General features: G+C 52.3%; 22 protein-coding genes. 12 read left to right on the top strand and 10 right to left on the bottom strand.

Going from position 1 to position 18612, the window contains the following annotated elements; translation table 11 throughout:
* The 10 genes from ABD949_RS22495 to ABD949_RS22450 all read right to left on the bottom strand — a co-directional run bounded on the left by ABD949_RS22495 (position 1) and on the right by ABD949_RS22450 (position 7844).
* Positions 1 to 306, bottom strand: coding sequence for a hypothetical protein (locus ABD949_RS22495; RefSeq protein ID WP_345247246.1), 306 nt, complete (start codon positions 304 to 306; stop codon positions 1 to 3).
* Positions 303 to 950, bottom strand: coding sequence for a conjugative transposon protein TraK (traK, locus tag ABD949_RS22490; protein WP_345247245.1), 648 nt, complete (start codon positions 948 to 950; stop codon positions 303 to 305). Before traK ends, ABD949_RS22495 begins: the two co-directional genes overlap by 4 nt.
* Entirely contained in the window at positions 947 to 2077 is a 1131-nt protein-coding gene (locus tag ABD949_RS22485; RefSeq protein WP_345247244.1) for a TraJ family protein, read from the bottom strand. Before ABD949_RS22485 ends, traK begins: the two co-directional genes overlap by 4 nt.
* A gap of 25 nt (positions 2078 to 2102) precedes the next feature.
* Positions 2103 to 4607 (bottom strand): TraG family conjugative transposon ATPase, encoded by a 2505-nt coding sequence (locus ABD949_RS22480; protein ID WP_345247243.1) that lies wholly within the window; start codon positions 4605 to 4607, stop codon positions 2103 to 2105.
* The gene (locus ABD949_RS22475) at positions 4549 to 4911 is read right to left on the bottom strand and encodes a DUF4133 domain-containing protein (protein ID WP_345247242.1); all 363 of its coding nucleotides are present in this window, start codon (positions 4909 to 4911) and stop codon (positions 4549 to 4551) included. Before ABD949_RS22475 ends, ABD949_RS22480 begins: the two co-directional genes overlap by 59 nt.
* 3 nt (positions 4912 to 4914) lie before the next feature.
* Positions 4915 to 5250 (bottom strand): DUF4134 family protein, encoded by a 336-nt coding sequence (locus ABD949_RS22470; protein WP_345247241.1) that lies wholly within the window; start codon positions 5248 to 5250, stop codon positions 4915 to 4917.
* Between the two features lie 226 nt (positions 5251 to 5476).
* Complete coding sequence (locus ABD949_RS22465; RefSeq protein ID WP_345247240.1) at positions 5477 to 6010, bottom strand: hypothetical protein; 534 nt, start codon at positions 6008 to 6010, stop codon at positions 5477 to 5479.
* 11 nt (positions 6011 to 6021) lie between these two features.
* Positions 6022 to 6645 carry a hypothetical protein gene (locus ABD949_RS22460; protein ID WP_345247239.1) on the bottom strand — a complete coding sequence of 208 codons (624 nt, stop codon included), beginning with the start codon at positions 6643 to 6645 and terminating at the stop codon, positions 6022 to 6024.
* Between the two features lies 1 nt (position 6646).
* Positions 6647 to 7108 (bottom strand): hypothetical protein, encoded by a 462-nt coding sequence (locus tag ABD949_RS22455; protein WP_345247238.1) that lies wholly within the window; start codon positions 7106 to 7108, stop codon positions 6647 to 6649.
* Entirely contained in the window at positions 7089 to 7844 is a 756-nt protein-coding gene (locus ABD949_RS22450; protein ID WP_345247237.1) for a ParA family protein, read from the bottom strand. The genes ABD949_RS22455 and ABD949_RS22450 overlap by 20 nt, the downstream gene beginning before the upstream one ends.
* A 605-nt stretch (positions 7845 to 8449) precedes the next feature.
* Between ABD949_RS22450 and ABD949_RS22445 the strand changes: the two genes are divergently transcribed.
* The 12 genes from ABD949_RS22445 to ABD949_RS22390 form a co-directional block, all read left to right on the top strand.
* Positions 8450 to 8908, top strand: coding sequence for a plasmid mobilization protein (locus tag ABD949_RS22445; RefSeq protein ID WP_345247236.1), 459 nt, complete (start codon positions 8450 to 8452; stop codon positions 8906 to 8908).
* Complete coding sequence (locus ABD949_RS22440) at positions 8880 to 10160, top strand: relaxase/mobilization nuclease domain-containing protein (RefSeq protein ID WP_345247235.1); 1281 nt, start codon at positions 8880 to 8882, stop codon at positions 10158 to 10160. Before ABD949_RS22445 ends, ABD949_RS22440 begins: the two co-directional genes overlap by 29 nt.
* A complete protein-coding gene (locus ABD949_RS22435) occupies positions 10157 to 12148 on the top strand; it encodes a YWFCY domain-containing protein (RefSeq protein ID WP_345247234.1) in 1992 nt (663 codons plus the stop codon). The genes ABD949_RS22440 and ABD949_RS22435 overlap by 4 nt, the downstream gene beginning before the upstream one ends.
* Before the next feature lie 20 nt (positions 12149 to 12168).
* Positions 12169 to 12618 carry a hypothetical protein gene (locus tag ABD949_RS22430; RefSeq protein ID WP_345247232.1) on the top strand — a complete coding sequence of 150 codons (450 nt, stop codon included), beginning with the start codon at positions 12169 to 12171 and terminating at the stop codon, positions 12616 to 12618.
* Positions 12619 to 12800: 182 nt separating this feature from the next.
* Entirely contained in the window at positions 12801 to 13724 is a 924-nt protein-coding gene (locus ABD949_RS22425; RefSeq protein ID WP_345247231.1) for a DUF3945 domain-containing protein, read from the top strand.
* Positions 13725 to 13727: 3 nt separating this feature from the next.
* Positions 13728 to 15491 carry a toprim domain-containing protein gene (locus ABD949_RS22420; RefSeq protein WP_345247229.1) on the top strand — a complete coding sequence of 588 codons (1764 nt, stop codon included), beginning with the start codon at positions 13728 to 13730 and terminating at the stop codon, positions 15489 to 15491.
* On the top strand, positions 15491 to 16096 hold the full coding sequence (locus ABD949_RS22415) for a hypothetical protein (protein WP_345247227.1): 606 nt from the start codon (positions 15491 to 15493) through the stop codon (positions 16094 to 16096). Before ABD949_RS22420 ends, ABD949_RS22415 begins: the two co-directional genes overlap by 1 nt.
* A gap of 17 nt (positions 16097 to 16113) precedes the next feature.
* Positions 16114 to 16392, top strand: coding sequence for a hypothetical protein (locus ABD949_RS22410; RefSeq protein WP_345247225.1), 279 nt, complete (start codon positions 16114 to 16116; stop codon positions 16390 to 16392).
* Between the two features lie 78 nt (positions 16393 to 16470).
* Positions 16471 to 16722: a hypothetical protein gene (locus tag ABD949_RS22405; protein ID WP_345247223.1), complete on the top strand. Its 252-nt coding sequence runs from the start codon at positions 16471 to 16473 to the stop codon at positions 16720 to 16722.
* Positions 16723 to 17188: 466 nt separating this feature from the next.
* The gene (locus ABD949_RS22400; protein ID WP_345247221.1) at positions 17189 to 17389 is read left to right on the top strand and encodes a hypothetical protein; all 201 of its coding nucleotides are present in this window, start codon (positions 17189 to 17191) and stop codon (positions 17387 to 17389) included.
* A 72-nt stretch (positions 17390 to 17461) separates the two neighbouring features.
* On the top strand, positions 17462 to 18118 hold the full coding sequence (locus ABD949_RS22395; RefSeq protein ID WP_345247219.1) for a hypothetical protein: 657 nt from the start codon (positions 17462 to 17464) through the stop codon (positions 18116 to 18118).
* A 215-nt stretch (positions 18119 to 18333) separates the two neighbouring features.
* The coding region (locus ABD949_RS22390) for a hypothetical protein (protein ID WP_345247217.1) at positions 18334 to 18612 on the top strand (279 nt) is incomplete at its 3' end.

The following is an 18612-nucleotide window of genomic DNA, read 5'->3' as shown; positions in this document are numbered from 1 at the left end:
TCAGTGCTGTTTTTTGTTGAAGTAGACCTTAGCCAGGCTATCCAGCCGGCTCATGGTGTGCTGTTTGTGCCGCTGGTAATCACCGTAACTGGTTCGTTGAAACAGCTTCTGAGTTGGCTCCAGCATGTCCCGTGTGGAGGCCGGTACGGGCGGCTTCCGGGCTTCCTTGATGGACCCTATCAGTTTATAGACACTACAGCCGATCAGCAGGAGCAGAGCCAGTACAGACAGCCATAGCCGGGTTCTATCCGGGAGTGCGGTCAGCTTCTCTCCCATAGAGGTTAGCAGGTCGGCCGGCGTTCTCATTGTCTGATCCGCTCCTCCAGATCGGCATTATTGATGACGGCAAACTTTTCAATCAAAAAACCGTGCGGATTCTCGGCCGAGCGGCTGACATTGCGCAAATACCCTTCGGTCACCAGCCGCCGTACGGTGATCTTCGATAGGCGGATGATCTGCTGACGGGCATGCGTGCGGAAGCGGTACGGGTACTGAGAGAGATCAACCTGCACACTATCGACCTGTACTTCCTGCGAGGCTGAGGCCTGAATCAGGTTGTTGTAATACCCTTTCTCTTTGGTGTCCAGGTACAGCCGGCTCACACTCTCATCGGCGTAGGGCAAGGCTTCCCGTATGTGCTCCTCGATGGTGTTTGCATCCGGATCCAGCGTAAAGAAAAGCTCATGAAAACGGCGAACGTGATCTCTGGCTTCTACCGGGCGGTTCTCACGAACATCATTGCGTAGCGCGGCAATCAGGCTTTTGCCCTGCTCGACTACATACACCCGGGATTCGGCATCGGCTTTGACCCGGTAGGCAAACAAGAGACTGGCCAAGGCAATCAGCAAACAGGCCGCGACAATCGTAAAGGACAGAATCCGGATGTTGCGGTAGGAGGTCTCCAGATTCCGCAGCGACTTAAAGAACGTCTGGTTGGTAGACTGACTCATGGTTGATTAGAGGTTTGTCTAGAGATGTTGCGGATCTGCTGCACTTTACTGGCCGCAGCCTGGCCGGCCATCATGCCGGCACCTACGACCATTTTCCCACCATCAAGAACTACGTTTCCGGCTGCCCCCATGCCCCTCACCGCACCGGCTGCCATCTGACCCGTTGTTGGATGCATGGTCGCCATGGCGATGGTTGACCCCAGATTGGTGATCCGCTGCAGCGCACCGGCCATACCCGAGGAGGAGATGATGTAGGACGAAAGCGTAGGAATGGTGAAGTAGCTAAGCGTAGCTATCACCATAAAAACGATGTAGATAAACGACCCGCTCTGAGCCTCGCTCGGTACGTTGTTGACCAGCTCCAGGTATTGCAGGCTAATGACCTTTCCCTGCAAATACCCGACGATGGTGCCGAGTACGTTGGCCAGCGGCAGCCACAGCATGATCTGCACGTACCGGGCAATCCACAGCAGGTGACTATCCTGGAAGCCGCTGAAGATGGCAATGGCAAACGCCAGCGGTCCGACGACCGACAGAATCAGCAGAAAGAACGCCCTCACGGTCATGATCACCAGGCGAGCCGCCAGAAACAAAGCATAAAAGAAGTTCTTCAGGAACGTGTCTAACCCCTCATTGAAATACACTTTCTGCTGTTCAATGAGGAGCTGCAGGTATTGGCCAATCTGCCAATACGACAAATCATCAATCTTCTGGTCGAGTTCCTTCATGCGCTCTTCCATCTTTTGAACCCGAAGGTTCTCCAGTTGCTGAATGCGGGTAGTCTGAATATCGACCATGCTCTGCGTAGTCACTTCCAGCGGCTTGATTAGTGCCCCTAGAAAATCCGTAACGATGGTAAAATTCAGAATCAAAAAGCCTAGGGCGAACGGCCGCAGCAAGGGCCAGACATCCACCCCCTCAGCATAGGCTAAATGGCGTAATACCCGAAACCCGATATACAGACTGGCAGCCAGTCCGGCGATGGCCGAGGCAGTATCCCCCAGATGCCCCATACCCTGGAGCACTTCCGCGTAGGCGGTTTTGATGGTCTGCTCAAAGGATTCAAACTTGCGGTAAAAGTCATAATCAACGTAGGTGCCGGCACCCGGCTGTTGCAGTAAGATCATGTCATGGAAAGGTTTATAGTACGTCTTAGACCGTTTGCGGAGCCTTCGCCCGGCGAGCGTCGGCAAAGTCGATAATAGCGACCTGAATGTCTCCACCGTTGGCGGCTGTGCGTTGCTGCACCTCTACCTTCTCTTTCTCCTCGGTGGTATAGGCGGCATACTCTTCCACACTCACTTCGGTAGCGTACACTTTTGAGCGGGCACCCAGCGCAATGAATACCTCCTTGTACTTGCGGGTTGGGTCCAGATCCCGGTTAACCGATAAGACGAGCTGCTTTTGCTTTTCGGTAAGACCGAGCAGGCTGCGCACCTCGTCAAAGCGGTTCTGATACTTCGACTGGTCGAGTAGTATCTTACAATCGGAGTTGTTGATGATAGCGTCTTTGACGATGGTGTTGCCGATGATATCGTCAATCTCCTGCGTCACCACGACCGCTTCACCCTGATACTTGCGGACTGTTTTGAAGAGGTATTTGATATACTCGGCCATGCCTTCTTTGGCGATGGCTTTCCAGGCCTCCTCAATGAGCATCATTTTGCGGATTCCCTTCAGTCGGCGCATTTTGCCGATAAAGGTTTCCATGATGATCAGCGTCACCACCGGGAACAGGATCGGGTGATCCTTGATGTTGTCCAGCTCAAAGACAATGAATTGCTTGTTGAGCAAATCTATCTTCAGATCAGAGTTCAGCAGGTAATCGTACTCCCCGCCCCGGTAGAATGGCTGCATGGTCAGCAGGAACTTCTGCAAATCGAAGTAGTCCTTCTCGAATCCCTTCTCTGCCAGGTACGCTCTGAGTCCATCCGCACTATCGCAGTACTCGTAGAACCCATTGAAGGATGCCTCAGCTTTGCCTTTTCGTAGCAGCTTCAGGTAATTCTCCACCGCATCAGAAAGCGCAACCTGCTCCGTCCGGGTGAAGGGTTCATCTTCTTTCTTCCACAGCGTCAGCAGCAGCGTCTTGATCGATTCCCGCTTCTCGATGGTGTACAGGCCATCTTCGGCAAAAAACGGGTTGAAGCAGATCGGGCGGTTCTCTTCATAGGTCAGATACACCCCATCCCGGCCGTGCGTTTTGCGGTGTACCAGGTCACAAAGGCCCCGGTAGCTATGCCCCACATCGACCAGCAAGATATGAGACCCCTGCTCATAATACTGGCGTACTAAATGGTTCGTAAAGAAGGATTTGCCGGATCCGGAAGGGCCAATAATGAATTTGTTCCGGTTGGTAATCCAGCCCCGCTCCATCGGCTCGTCGGAGAGGTCCACCCAGACCGGCCTGCCAAAGCGGTCGCAGAGCCGGATACCGAAAGGTGACATCGACGACTGATACGCTGTTTCCAGATTAAACAGACATACCGCCTGCTCGGCAAAGGTGTAGAAGGTTTCATCCAGCGGCAGATCACCGGCATTGCCCGGTATCCCTGCCCAAAGCAGGCGGGCGGCATCCAGCGTGTTTTGTTTGGGTAAACAGTCGAGCTGCGCGATAGCGGCCGACGCCCGGCTCCGCAGGAAGTCCAGCTGCTCCGGCTTTTCGGTCCAGACCATCAGGTTAAAATGCGCCCGGCAAACGGTGCGTTGCTCCTGAATGGCTTCCCGGATGTACTTTTCAGTCCAATCCCGGTTGATGGCGTTCTCGCTCGAGTACATCGACAGCGAGTTCAGGTGTCGTGCCTTCTGTTCAAACTCCCTCAACGTTAGCTGCGCATCATCTAGGCAGAGGTACTGATTGTAGACATGATTGCAGGGCAGCATCAATCCGACCGGCAACACATTCCCTACTGAGAACATCGTGCTATCGGAAGACAGCGGCCCGTAATTGGCCATTACGTCTACCACCGGCGGCAGGGTGTCCACATCCGATAGCGTAAAGCACATTACATCCTTGGATCCGATACGTAGCCGGCCGTCAATGTCCCAGTCTTCGAGAATGACCTTCTTACGGCCGTCAGGCTGAAGCCGGAAATAGTTGGGAATAATCCCCCTATCCCCTTTCCCACTCACCAGTTCCTCATCGGTCAGACGCTGGAGCCGGATGCCACCGTCCAAAAGGATGCGTTCAAACTGGCTGACTGCATCAAAAAAAGGTTGCAGCTCCCTGGGTTCAATCTGCTCACGGGGAACCAGCCGCCGGCGCGTTAGGCTATGCCGGTTACTCTTTTGCTTCTGACGGGACCGGGGTAGCTTGTGAATGTAGAGGTAGCAGTAATGGTTCAGAAACGGCCGCTCGACAAAGTGACGCTGAAAAGCCAGGGTTAAAAAGCTATCGTCATCGTGGTCGGTATCGGCCTGATACTTCTGTTCAATAAACCAATCCTGCTTGTGTAGCACAGTCCCCACCGGCAGCATGCGAATGGCTTTCACCAGCGCACTATGCAGGGTCCGGTAATCTTCGGGTGCCTGGGTAAAGATTTCCGGCAGTTGCAGTCTAAAGCCGACAGCAATGTCAGCCATTTTAGAGACGATACAGTTATTCTCGACGGCCAGCAGCGGCAGCGCCTTTTCGAGGGTTCGGGCGTTTAGTTTCACGGAGCATGGCAAATGGTTTGGCAGATGACATCAGAATAGCGTTCGGCTGATTGCGGGTGGCTTCGACCTTCAAAAGGCCATAGACGCCGTATTTAGCCGATAAACGAAGGCAATACCAGAGCCCGGCGAAGGTGCAGCCCAGGGTAATGGCGGTGACCAGGTAGGCATTCAGGTTGAAAAGCCCGTAAAGTATCAGGGCGATGATCAGGGTGGAGAAAACCACCCCGACCGCCAGGTAGAGGTAGGTGCCTTTCAGGCCCCTCAGCTCCACAGGCTTTCCAATCCCTTTGTTAATTTCCAGCATACCTTATGCCCCGAAGAAGGCGGCTAAGACAGCACCCACCGCGACCAGAAACAGGGCAGCTCCAAACCAGCCGATGGCCGCCTTTTGCGTATCGGGGTCGCCGTTGTGCCATTTGCCGTACACCCGGATCGCTCCGACAAAGCCGATGATCAGGCCCAGCGCCATCACGATTTGCTGCGTAGCCGTGCCATACCCGCGGATGGTCGTAGCTGTAGTGGCTAGGGCCTGCTGGCCGGTTCCACCGGAGACTACCTGCGCCAGCGATATGGTAACATTAGCCAGAAGAAGAACAGTCGCCAGAATTGACGCTTTTGCGGAAATTTTTACTCGATTGAACATATTAATAAAGGTTTGCTATGGTTTTCTATTTATGCTAATACGTTAAATGAAAAAAATCAATGGTAATTTTTTACTAAATATGAAATGTTTCCCAAAAAAAGAAGCCCCTATAGACTGGATTGGCTATAGAACAGGCTATCTGAGGCAAAGCGTCATAGAAAACCCGCTTAGCAGGACACTAAAATAAAAGCATTTCAAATAATGCAACTACTCAGGCACAAAAAAATTAACTAAACGGCCTAAACAGTTCATCTAAGTAATCCCATTGACGGTATTGTATCGGACTGGTACGACGCCTAACCTGAGTCCGCACAGCCTGACCTCCGTTTACCTCCAACTGGCGTACCCACATATCCCGCATCTCCTCCTGATCCGGATCCTCTACTTCAGCCGGCTCGCTGGTAGCCACGGTGATCCACCGGAAACCGATGTATGCAGCCAAGACAACAAACCACAGGTAAAACGAGGGAGCCCGAAGGATGAACAGCAGCACGCCGGCTATCATCCAGCCACCCCAGAGCAGGGAGAACCGGACACCAACCCGGTTCCAGATGATGTACCGGGAGCGGGTGTAGGTCTGTTCGTCGTAAAACACCAGCAGCTTCAGCAGAGACCGGGCCGCCGAATGCATACCGGTACGCACCAGCATAGCAATCAGTCGCTCAGACACCCTGCCCAACGTCAGGGCAAGCCGGTAGCCCACCAGCGCAAACGAAGCCAGTAAGGCGATTGCAAGAAAGTCGATACTGCTGGTGGCCATACCCTTATTGATTAACGTCCAAAATGAATACCAGTCAAACCTTTGGGCTTTTGCCCGCCCTGGCTATTGATCACCTCGGCCAATGACCGAGCCTGAGGGGAAGAAGCCTCACCGGCGACAATCATACCATCCTCTTCGCGCTGGAGGTGTTTGGCGCTGTCGACCAGTTCCGTAACGGATTGTTCCTCGATTGCTTCTTCTGCCCCCACCAGTCCAAACATCATCGATTCGGGCAGTGCATCACCCGCCACGATCGGCGTAGCCGCCAGCACCGGCGCTTCCTCCTCTTCCACGGCCTGCACCTGACTGTCAACCTCTACCGACCGGGCCGATTCGTCAACAACAGCCATAGTTTCCGCCGGAGCGGCAACTGCTGCGGATCCGGATGTCGCGGCAGCATCGGTATACCGGCGGACTACGTAAAAGCTGTCATCATCCGGATCCTCTTCCTCCCCGGCTGCGGCCGTAGATCCGGACCCTGCGGTGGCCAGCTTCGCGCCTCCCCTGCCCTTCTCCCTAATAAACTCCCGGATATCTTCCCGGAAGTAGGCCCAGGCGACGTAGCTGTAATACGGCACTGCCAGGCCAAACGCGACCTTAAAGAAATCGCCCCATGTGTACTGACTGAACAGCATCTTACCCTCCTTTCTGTTTTTCGCGCTGGTAGGCCTGATCGAGCAGGTCCAGCAGGTTATACATAATTACTGTTATTGGTTTTCGGTACCGGAAACTCAGCTCCCTCAGCAGCTCGTGGTGCGCTTCTGAAATGGTCGTGGTTTTCGGGTACAGCATTGGGCCGGTTGGGCCCTGCGAAACGATATCGTCAAAAGACAGACTCAGGGTCCGTTTACGCGCCTGGGCAGCCGGCTCTACTACCCGGGCCTGCGCTGGAACGGCGGTTCCCGGAGCCGCTTCGACCGCGGCCGGCTCATGACTCTTCACGTTATTGTCCCGATCAGGCTGCTCGGGTGTCGTCGGTACTGACTGAGTAACCTTCGGCGCCTGGGGGATCAGTGATCCGGCAAAGCGATTGATTTTGTCAGCGTTGTTTTTGCGGGTGACGTCCGCCAGGCTCTTGTTATTGCTGGATTCGCTCATGCTGCAGGGCTTCGATAAGGTCTTCGATTTCAAAAAATAAATCTTTCAGTCCTGAATTACGTAGGTACTGAGTAGGCATCGGGAACAGCGTCGAGCGGTTGCCCGAATCCTGATAAGAGTCCCGCTGCGGGATCCGGCTTTTGAGACACTGGAACCCGTATTCAGCAAAGCGCTCCTCCAATTGGTCGGCTAATTCACCATCCCTGGACTGCTTAAACTTATTCCAGACCACCCGGCAACTGTCCGCCGGCAGCAGATTGACTTCCCGGATGGCATTTAAGTACCCGAAGCCGGTCGTAACGGAGTACTCCGAGGTTTCCATGGGCACGATCAGCATGTTTACCCGGCGCAGGGCTGCATCATAGCCCGGCACGTCGATGTTTCCGGGCAAATCCAACAGGACCAGCTTTACGGTTTCAGGCAACTCGGCCAGCAGGCGGTTAACGTCGCCAGGAGATCCGCTGAGAATCGGGTACGGATCCATGTTCTGTGTATCCAGCCGATCGGTGGTGTTGTCGTCGAGGTTTTCTATCTCCCGAAGCCGCTGGTTATAGACCGACAGCTGGGAGCCGTCCAGATCCAGGATAGCCGAGGGGATGCCTCGTTTATAATGGAGCCACGAAGCGACCAGGACTGAAAGCGTTGTTTTTCCCATACCACCTTTCTGAGTGGCGAAGGCCAGCACAACCCGAGCACCCTGAGCAATCGAAGATTCTGTAGGGGAAGATGTGTTCATAACACGTATAATGATGGGCTTTGGTTTTGTTGCATCAAATGTGAAATAAAGAACTTTAATTTTCAAAATTTGTGAAAGGAAATTTCCGGATTTATTTCTAAATGAATAAAACTATAGATTTATAAATGCAAGGCTTTATAGATAGTTGAAATTATATTTTTATAAAATTATAAGACCATATTTATAGATCTATAAAACCTCAGGGCTAGGTTTTTATAGATTTATAGAAAACCGGAACAATATATTTGTATACCTACATTTTTATAGAATCGCATAATTACAGAAAATCACATTTACAGAGCCGCAGAGGTATAGAAACGCAGAAGACTAGAAGTACAGAACTATAGACCTACGGTCGTCCTGCAGGCCATGCTACGAAAACTTTGACGGGAGCGGGGAGTACGATTCCTGGCTGAACTCTTCTCTTCTTTATCCCTTTTCCACCGTACCAGAAATTGTATTTTTCCAAAGAGTCTGCCGTTAAATAAAAGTTTGCTCGCAGCAGAAGCAAGATGTGTTTTTGTCCGGACAAAAACTCTTGGATTGTTCCCAATCGACTTGTAATTTACCGCCCTCCGAAGTCGGGCGGTATCAACACCAAACCCATGGAATCAACCAAAAAGAAAAGTGGACGCAGGCGAAAAGACGAAGCCGAAAGCCGCAGTTATAAACGGGTGGAGGTTCGCTTTAATCAGCAGGAGTATGATCAGCTGAACCAGCGAAAAGCACTGACTACCGCCAAGGACTTGTCTGCTTTTATCCGGTCGCTTTGCCTTGAACAGCCGCTACTGGTTAAGCCTCAGCAAGCTACAGCTGACACCCGGCTACTGGCCTCCATTCGGGATACTCGTTCACAAATTCTGCGCATCGGCGTAAACATTAACCAAGCCGTTAAGCACATCAACAGTACGACAGACTATGAGGATTTGCGGCAAAAAACGGCGCAGCTAGCCGACAGTGTTGCGCAGTTGGAAGTAGCCTGTCGTCAGGCAATGGGTCAGCTTTTAACCCGCCAAACAAGAGAGGAGGTAACCAGTGGTAGCGAGGATCAGCAGCGGGAGTAACCCCACAGGTGCCGTGTATTACAACGAAGAAAAGGTTGGAAAGGGGGAAGCGGTTCGACTGGCACTCCGTAACTACGAAGCCCTGTTGGTGCCCCCGGAAATAGCCCAGCGGCAGCAGGTCGCCTACGTGCTGGAGGAGCAGGCCGCACTAAACGCGCGCATCAGTAAGCCCACCTTTCACGTGAGTCTGTCACTGGCTCCCGGCGAAAAACCGGATGCCGGCGATCTGCTGGACATCGCCGATCGGTACATGCTGGGCTTGGGCTATGGCCAGCAACCCTACGCCGTCTATCAGCACTTCGATACAGACCATACCCATGTTCATATAGTCTCGGTCCGCGTGGACTATGACGGCAATAAAGTGCCGGATAAATTTGAACAGGTCCGCTCCAACAAACTGCGCCAGGAGATTGAAAAAGAGTTCGGCTTGATGCCCGCCGAGCAGGTTGCCCGTCGGCCCAAGCTGGCTCAGCTCCGGCCATTGGTGTACGGCGAGGGAGACTTAAAACGCGATATGACCAATGTAGTATTGACCGTGCTGAAGGACTTCCGGTTTAGCACCTTTGCTCAATATAATCAACTGCTCAGGCTGTACAATGTCCGGGCCGAAGAGGTCGAACTGGCAGGGGCAAAGCAGCCTGGACTCCGGTACCGGATCATCGATGCGCAGGGGAATGCGCAGGGCCCCGGCCTTAAGGCCAGCAGCCTCACCCAACAACCTACCCTGGCTACCGTCGAGCGGAGAATGAAGGCCGGAAAAAAGATCAAGGAAGACAATGTCTCCAACCTCCGCCGACTGCTCGAACCCCGGCTCGTCGAGAGCACCAGCTGGAGCGACTTTCACCGGAAATTACATGGCCTGGATATCCTCATTCTGCCTCATCACGGCGTGGGAGGCAACCTATTTGGGGTGAGCTTTCTGGATGTAAAGCGAAAAGCCATTTATAGTGGAAGCGAGATTGGTAAAGAGTACAGCGCAAACCATCTAAAATCCGTTTTAGGGGCGAATTACGAGCCGGGGCACGCCAGCCCCGCGCCGATTAACGACACGGCAAAACAGGAAATAACGCCGTCATCATCAAATTTGAGGCCTCAACAAGTCGACTTAGAGCCGGAAGTATCTGCCCTGTCTAACGCCAGCCTACTGCGTGACCTGCTGCGGGCAATTAGTGGCCAGCCGGAAGGGCAGGAGAGTGAACAGGAGCTAAAGAAAATGGTTAAAAAATCCCGTCAAAAACCCCGATTGTCATGAAAGACGACCGCCGAGAGTTAAATAAACAACTCGAATTGATGCTGTGGATCGCGCTGGGCCTGCTGGCACTGCACCTGTACGTAGAACTGCACACATTTTTTGTGGGGCTGGGCTGGTTTCATCCCTTCGCGGATGGGCTCATCGGTAAAATGGTGAGTAACTCAGGCCTGATGGCTTCACCCTGGACGCTGAAGCTGATAGCCGGCGGTTGTATCGTGCTCTATGGCCTGGGCAGCCGAGGGGTAAAGTCGCTGACGCTGACACCCGGCAAGGTGCTGACGGCGCTGCTGGTCGGAGTACTCCTGTTTGGCGGCTCGACTGTTATGCTGAGAGATAACGCCGGCGTGATCATTGCCCGCATTGGCATCACCGGAACCAGTATTCTCTATCTGGCACTGACGGCCGTGGGACTGCTGTATCTCATCAAGGGAAGCCAGGGCATTAACCGCCTGCTAAGCTTTGCCCCGGAGAAGGATATCTTCAACGATGCTAACGAAACCTTCCCCCAGCAGGAGAAAAAGCTGGAGAACAATTATTCGGTAAACCTGCCGACGGAATACACCTTCAAGGGAAAGATTCGTAAGGGGTGGATCAACATTATCAACCCATTCCGGGCTACGATGGTCCTGGGTACACCCGGATCAGGTAAGTCCTACAGCGTGGTAAGCCCCATTATCCGGCAGCATATCGAGAAGGGGTTTGCTATGTACGTGTATGACTACAAGTTTCCGGATCTATCCCTGATTGCTTTCAACGCAATGGCCCGGCACAAGAAGAATCTGCCGAAGGGGATTCGTTTCTACGTTATCAACCTGGATAACCCGGCGAAAAGCCACCGGTGCAATCCCTTAGCCGCTCAGTACCTGACCGACATTACCGATGCTTATGAGTCGGCCAAAACGATCATGCTGAACCTCAACAAAACGTGGATCAATAAGCAGGGTGATTTCTTTGTCGAGTCGCCGATCAACTACGTAACGGCTATCATCTGGTTTTTGCGTCAGTACGATAAAGGCAAGTACTGCTCGTTCCCCCACGTCATTGAACTCATTGGAAGGGATTACAAAGAAGTGTTCCCCATTCTGATGAGCCGGCCGGATCTGGAGAACTACATGCGACCCTTCGTTTCGGCTTACGAAGGTAAGGCCATGGAACAGCTCGAAGGGCAGATAGCCTCAGCCCGTATTCCCCTGTCGCGGCTGGCCAGTCCCACGCTGTACTGGGTGATGACTGGGGACGATTTTACCCTCGATATCAACAATCAGGACGCGCCCAAGATTCTGTGCGTGGGAAACAACCCGCGACGGCAGGAAATCTACGGTGCTGCACTAGGCCTGTATAACTCCCGGCTCATGCGCCTGATTAATCAGCCAGGTAAAACCAAGTCGTCGGTTGTTATCGATGAGCTCCCAACTATCTACTTCCGGGGTCTGGATAATCTGATTGCGACGGCTCGCAGCAACAAGGTAGCGGTAACCATTGCCATGCAGGATTTTTCGCAACTGGAGCGGGACTATGGCAAGCAGGAAGCGGAGGTAATTAAGAACACGGTTGGAACTGTTATCGCTGGCCAGGTTACGGGCACGTCGGCCGATGCCATGCAGAACCGGTTAGGCCGCAACGTGCAGCGCAAACAGAGTCTGAACATCCAGAGTGAGGATACCACCCACGGCATACAGACTGAACTGAACTTTATGGTGCCGGCCGCTAAGATAGCCCGGCTTAGCCAGGGATGGTTTGTCGGTGTGACGGCCGACACGGTAGAGCAGCCCAGTGAGCATAAAGCCTTTAATGCTAAAATCCTGGTCGATGAGGCTGACTTCAAAAAGGAGCAGAAATATGAACAACTACCGGATTTTTCTATTTTTGCCAATACCGGTTCAAATTTTGAAACGCAGATAAATGATAACTACCTACAGGTGAAAGCTGATATTGAGGAGCTTATCAAATCTGAAATCAACCGGTTGAAGGCGATACTTCAACCCTAGAACTAAACCAATTTCATTACGTGGGAAAGTCTACTGCAAAGAATGATTTAGGCGCACTCATTGGCCCCCGGTTCCTGATGTTGCGCAGGCACCTCGGTGAACGGCTGGGGGAAAACTTAACCCTGGAAGATCTTGCTCAAAAAACGGGATTGACAAAAAACCAGGTGTTCTATATGGAGCGGGACATGTCCGGCACATCCGATTCGCTGGCCACGCTACTGACCTTTTATAGATCTCACGGGTATAACCTCGATTGGATTTTAAATCCAACCCAGGGCAAAAAACTGCCCATGGTGATTACCGCCGGTAAAGACCTGCTCGCCATCGTTCAGCAGATTGGCGGTCTGAGCAAAGTCCTCCAGGACAACTACGAAGACCTGTCCACAAAACTTCTGGAACTGGGTTACCAGCCAATGGAGAACGAGCTTATTGCGAAAAAAACGCAACTTACCGAACCGGCTAACTTATAGCATCTTCTTGCGTATACCACTTCACTGAATGCCTGACGGGCATTATGATTTTTTTTTGTGTTTATTTTCACATTATATAAGAAATACAAAAAACAATTTCCTATTATTTGAAATTTTCTTTGAAAGAGTTTTTACATTTACTCAAAACAAGCCCCTGTGTTTCACCCTAAAACCAATCCGCTATGAATGAGAACGCTTACGCCCGCACGCAGGCTGACGGGCTCGACAACATTGCTCCAACTCCGTTGCAGGCAGGACAGGCCTGGCAGTATGCCGTAACCGATGGTTTTGTGAGCGCCGAAGAAGCCTCAGCCGTGCTGCGACGGCAGCTCGAAGCCGACCGCTCCGTCATTGAAAAGCAACTGGCTAACGTCGGCATTACTAAAGAGGTGCTTACGGCTAATCCTGATTTGGAAAAGGTGCTTTTCAGTGGCCAGCGTACGGAGCTGGTGACGATCCGGCTGTCGGATGATCTGGAACTGACCGGACGGCTGCGGCTGGTGATTACACCCAGTGGTCCGGATCTGCGCATTACACCATACTACCCGAACCTGACCATCCCTGAGAAGGTAGAAGGCTACCAGGTCACTCCTCTGGAGAAAGAGGAGCTGACTCAATACGGAGCCACTCAGCGCCCAATGATGCTACTAGAGCCAAACGGCTCGTATGTGCCGGCATACCTGCGGGTCGATCCGCTGACCAATACCGTTGACCTGTGGCGGGTAAGAGAAGACCAGATGCCCAGGAAGCTGATGGGCGTGGACCTGACGCGGGATCAGCAGCTTTCGCTGGCGGGTGGATTTCCGGTGAAGCTGGAAGGTTTAAAGGATGGTCAGGGTGAATCCTACACGGCAACCGTTAGTCTGTCGGTCGCTCAGAAAGCCCTGCATCTGTCGGAGGTTACGCCCCAAATCAACCCTGACCAGAAACACAAAGAACAACTGGCCCAGAATAATCACGGAGCCAAAACCGACCAGACCCGGCACCTGGAATCAGAAGCCGGACACACCACTGTAAGTAATGCACAAAAGGAGACGATTCAGCGTCTCATGAACACTGATACCAATACACAGCAGGCTTCACCGGGAACCCGTCAGAAGCGATAAGAGATGACAAAATTTGACGAACTAAAGCAGCGGTATCCCAACCTCATCCCGGTGCAGGAGCTGAGGGATAACGTATCCATTCTGGAACTGGCGGCTCACTACGGGTATGAGCCTTTGCCCCATAAAGGCAAAGGCCGCCCGGTGCTCATGCACCCCATCTATCGCGACACCATCATCATTAAAAATCCGGAGCATCCTGGCCAGCAGATCTACCAGCGTAGCGGAGATTTTGCGGACTCCGGCACCATCATTGATTTTATCCGAAACCGGCTCACGTCGGTTTTTTCGGCATTTAATCACCCGGGCAATCATGAGTTCCGCAATATCACCGGTGTGCTCTATGACTACCTCCGAATTGATCCGGATCAGGTAGCCAGGAATCGCCAGCGGGTAGCGGATCCCGGCGGACCGGTGGTAAAACAACCGTTTGCTAAAGAACTCTTTGATATACGGCCACTAGAAGTTAATAATTACCTGCAAAAACGTTACATCGCTCAGTCTATAGCTGAAGGTCCCGAGTTTACCGGCAAGGCGGTCACCCAGGTAGCTTACCTGAATCCGGAGACCGGCCACACGGAAGACTTTCTGACGGTGAAGGCCAATCCGGATCGGAAGTACATCACCTTCTCCAACGTAGCTTTTCCGTATTACAACGGATTGTCGGAAGAAGTCATGGGTTTTGAAATACGTAATGAGCAGATCAAGCAGCACGCGCCGGGTAGTGATCGCCACAGCAGCGTGTTCGTGTCGAATGCTCCGCCGGAGACTAAACGATTCATGGTGATGGAAAGCGTACTGGATGCGATGGCGCACAAACAACTCAGGATGATTCAAGGCGACAATGCGTTCGATACGCTGTACTTCTCGACCGGTGGCCAGCTTACCCCCGAGCAGGTTAATACCATCTCCCGGTATACAGCCGGCTTTCAGAAGGCTGCTGACTGGAGAATCAGCCTGGCGTTTGATAACGATGCCAAAGGGCACCGCTACGACCTGCAATTCATTCAGCAGCTCTCGGCGGCTCAGTTTCCCATGAGCGCCACCGTTGCCGGCCTGGGCCGCGTCGGTTATCAGCTTCCGGAAGGAGATGTCTACCGCCCGCTCGTCAATCAGCTCCTGGAGCGAATCGATCTATTCAATCAGGAGATGAAAGCGCAGGTTGGTGAAAACGAAGGAAAGGAGCTCAGCGGCCAGCTTATCATCGTTGGCCAGAAAGGAGAACAAACGGCCATCAGTATTCCCGAAACCTGCGTAGCGCTCCGGACGATGAATAATGTCCTGCTGGAGCTAGCCGGTTTGTCGCAACGCGTCAGCCTGGAGAAGTCCAGCACGAAGGACTTTACCGATGATTTAAAACGCGAAGTGGAGTTGGGGGCCAAATACGCGTACGGGATCATCGATCAGGATGGGGCCAACAAGTACAACAGCAATTCAGCCCTGAACATAAACCGGACGCTGAAGCTGCTGGAGCAACAGGTACCCACAGAAGGGCATGACCACCCCCGGGCTTATCAGGTTGTCCTGCGGATGCCCGACGGCTCTATTCGTCCGCAGGCTGAATTATTTCTGGAAAAGGGGAAGGTAGTCCGGTTTACGCAGGAGCCTGAGTTCAAACGCCAACTCCTGGAGGAAAAGGCCAGCCGGGGTAGTAAGCACCAGCCGGATCCGAGGTCGGAAGTAAAGGCGGTCAATCCAGAGGACAAGCCTCAAAAAAGCTTGCTCCCTGAGCAGCCGGAGAAGCATCCACAGAAAAAAATGAGACACTAATGGAAACGGAAGCGGTAAAATTCACGGACCTTGATGCTTTCTTAGAAACCATGCGTGCGCAGGGCTTTGACCAGCAGGCCGAGGCACTCGTGTACGAACAAGGCAAACTCCCTTACCGCTCCGTTTTTCTGATACCCGTGTCGTTGTTTCCGGCTGATTTCGACTGGCAAACGATGATCGAGTTTGGTGGAGTAGTTACCCAGGTGAGAGAGTTTGAATATATTGAGACCGAGCCGATGTTCACCAATTTCATGGTTTACCCTGTGTCGGGGATCGGTTACGAGGAGATAGAAGTTCATTCATCTAGCAACGGACTCTCCGCCAACGGCGAAGCAACACCTATGGCATATGTGATTACCCTGGAAGATGGCATCGGCCGCGATTATTACCTCAGCGAATTGGGCAACATGGTTCCCTTTGACCAGCCCAGTGAGGAGGAGCCAAAAGTTTTGAAGACCAACAAGCGTGTCGATAAAATCATAGACGAACTGTCGGCTACCTATCCAGCCAGCTGTAAGTTGTTTGCCGTCGAGCGTAAAGAGTTCGAAAAGCGCCGGCAATTACTCCAGAATCCTCCGCAGCCAAAGACCAAAAAGAAACAGTAACCCAATCCCGCAAGGCTATGATTTACGTAATCAACCTCGAAGACGGTGGAGGCATAGAGTTCTTTTTTGCTAAGGGAAGTGGCAAGTTGATTAAGATGGCGGACCAGAGCCCTGAAGAGCCCCAGGAATTCAGGACTTTTAAATTGGCATGGAAAAAGGTGAATGAATACCGGCAGAAGTATCCGGCCGTGTGCCAGCTCTACGTGGTAGACCGGAAAGAGTTTAACAACCGCCGGCAAATTCTGCAAACACCTCGCCCTAAGCCCGATCCCGCCCCCTTTAAATTGGAAGACTAACCAATGACGCTGCGCGGGAGTCCTGCTGCGGCAGCCGCTGCTGAGACTAAAAGCCAAGCTGAAACAATAATAAACCAAATGGAAAGCAACACAAGCGACCGGCTGCGGCTGGTGAAGGGCCAGTACTGCGTATTCAATGATGTCAAACGGAAGGACTTCTTCTTAGCGGAAGTTCTCGAAGTCTTGCCCGATTATGAATACAAGATTCGGTTTCAGATCGAAACCCAGACCGGATTTGAGGCCAAAGAGCAGGTAGTTATTCAGCGCTACATCGTAAAGTTATCCCGGTTTATGGAGTCCGTAGAAGTGGCCAGAAGGTCAGGCTTATGATGTCAAGATTCTTTACACGTCGGCTGGATATGTAAAGGTTTTGACGTGAATCTATACATTTGCCCACACGCAGCCAGAAAGGCCTTCGGCTAATACGGTAATGATGCTGGCCACCAGCGCGGGTGGTACTAACATGTGGGTACCTGGTGCGTAACGCGATGAGGCATCCGGGATCGTCCGCTTCGGCGGGCCGCTGAACAAAACAGCATCCTTTCTGACTGAACAACCCCGCTCGTAGCCAGGCGGGGTTTTGTGTTTTAACGCGGGCCGGCTAACGGTAACGAATCCGTCACCTTTGCGGATTCGGCCTATCCATTCAGACAGAGAAAATTTAGTTGGAAAGGGGATAAAGGAGGGGCTGTTTTACCAAAAAACTCTCCGATACTTTACGTTTTTAGTTCTTTTTTTATTGCTTTTTCTGTAAAAAAGGGGTAAATTAATAGTGTTAATCAAGCATGTTAGAGCGATGACACTGGAAAAAGAAGTACCCTTTGACTTTGAGTACAACTACACTCCCGGCGAACCAGCCGACTACGATTACCCCGGTTACGGGCCGGAGGTTGAGATTACGACGGTGCGACTGAACGGCGTGGAGCTTCCCGCTAACGCTATCTCACAGGAGATGTACGACGAGATGATTGAACAGGTCTTAGAGTCCTACCGGTAACCAGTTGCCCGATGGCCCGGCGGGCATAGACCGGGCCGTTTTCTTAATCCCCCTTCCAAATTTTTATTCTTTATGGCAAAGCCCAACACGTCCGCAGCGGAAACAACCGCAAACACCCTGAAGCCGTACCAGAAAATTCATGAGGTAACCGGCCAGATTGTGAACAAGTACAAATACCTCGAAGGGCATCCCCGGCAGTACCGCTTCGATGCCAAGGAAGGCGTATTCAACATCAACGGCACCGAGAAGCTGGGCCGCTCGCTCACCTTCCAGCCTATTGCCTGGCGCATCTTCACGGACAACATTCTGAACATGGGCGTGAAGAACTGGGCCGAGTTGTTCTTCATTGACGAGAAGGGAGCCGTATCAGCAGTGCTGTTTCATGGCTTCTCGGTGGACAACATTTTCCGGCTGATTGAACCCCTGTTCTATGACGATCTGACGCTGGCTGATGTGGTCATTACCGCCGTGGCGGAGAAGAAGGAGAACACCAAAGTCCAGCCGAAGGGCGTGTATTACATTGCCACCTTCAGCTACAAAATGGCGGACGTGGAGACGACTGGTGAGCTAAAGCAGTTCGCGCAGGAAACGCCTATTTTTCGGCAGGAAACCTTAAGCGACATAGCCAACATCACCACCGCCCATAATTACTACCATCCCTATGCGAACGGGGAAGGATTGCCCGAACCACCAGCCGCTTTACCGGAAGGGCCGGTAGCGGATGAGTAAGCACCAAATGAGAGAAGGCAGCCCGATTTGGGCTGCCTTCTGCTTTGTTAATAAGCATGTAGGCTGATTGGCGTTTCCAAAGCCCAACAGCCCAAAGGTAAATGATTGGGTGGAAAAGGGGATAAAGAACCTGCCCTTATCTTACATTATTTTCCATCTATTTACATTTATTTCCATAAATCTTGCTTTTATTGTAAAATAGCCGTATCTTTCTATTGTTAATCAAGGCGGTGGAAGACATGGAAGGCACGGTTTATCTGATTCACCTCGAAACACCCGTAGCGGGTCACGCTCAGCACTACATCGGTTGGGCGGCTAATGTGGAAGCCCGTCTGTACTACCACCGCAAGCAGCGCGGAGCCAAGTTGCTGGCTCATGCTGTATCACTGGGGATTGCCTTTGACATTGTGCGCGAATGGGCAGGAGGCAAAGACCTTGAACGCAAGCTGAAGAATCGCAAGAAGGCCCGTCTACTCTGTCCGGTCTGCCGGAAA

Source organism: Nibrella saemangeumensis, from assembly GCF_039541915.1.
In the GTDB taxonomy this organism is placed as follows: Bacteria; Bacteroidota; Bacteroidia; order Cytophagales; family Spirosomataceae; genus Nibrella; species Nibrella saemangeumensis.
Note: the sequence above shows the minus strand (reverse complement) of the source record. Positions and strands in the feature narration are given on the sequence as shown.